Origin of the sequence: Acinetobacter sp. ESBL14 (genome assembly GCF_036668815.1) — a bacterium.
Taxonomy (GTDB): Bacteria; Pseudomonadota; Gammaproteobacteria; order Pseudomonadales; family Moraxellaceae; genus Acinetobacter; species Acinetobacter gyllenbergii.
Genome location: NZ_JAZEVS010000027.1, coordinates 1 through 757 on the forward strand (window position 1 = coordinate 1; position 757 = coordinate 757).

At 32.2% G+C, this 757-nt stretch carries 2 pseudogenes; both read right to left on the reverse strand.

Annotation, left to right across the window (positions count from 1 at the left end):
• Positions 1–400: pseudogene (locus V6E90_RS21445) on the reverse strand (hypothetical protein); the annotation flags it as partial.
• Positions 397–757: pseudogene (locus V6E90_RS21450) on the reverse strand (VENN motif pre-toxin domain-containing protein); the annotation flags it as partial. The pseudogenes V6E90_RS21445 and V6E90_RS21450, both read right to left, overlap by 4 nt.

Here is a 757-nt window from a genome sequence, read left to right on the forward strand (position 1 = left end):
CCTTTGGATAATTAATTGCTTCTAACAATGATTTATGATGGTCATTATCATTTACTGTTGTCAATGTGCTATAGATTTTTATTAAATCTACATTATCAGTTAATAATGGAAATATAAAAGCATGTGGTGTCCACATATTCCAACCACCAGCACATTTACAACTTTCTGCTCGCAGTAAGCTAGACACATAGAACCATTGTTTTAATTCATCAATCTTCTTTATAGTAACTAAAGTACTTAAACCTTTATAACCACAATTGATAGCTAACAAGCGATACGTATATCCATTACCGCCCCCTTTTTTTAATCCTTGTTCAATAAAGTTAATATTTTCAGATTCACTATCATCATAAGATGATATTGCCATTTCTAAACGTCGTAGCAATTCCACTTTTTTCATTTTACTATAACCTTATTACCAAGATTTAAGGTAACTGCACGCCCTTCATTTACTCCAACTACAATTTTATTGATTGGCTTTCCTTTTTGTATCGCTTGGTCAATTAATGTAGATGTCTTAATTGCATTAGTATTACCAGATGTTCTTAGCTCTCCAGTCCTGCTAATAATCCATTCATCAGTCATCTGCACATCAAGTCCAGTTGATTGATTGCCTGAGTTTAATTTAATTGAACCTCTTTCTTTCAACGGCTTCACCTCTACTATATAAATTTCTCCATTCTTTGTGTAAACACCATCAAAACAGTTACTTCCACACTTACTTTCAAGTTTTGTATACCCATTGTTTTTGAAGTAA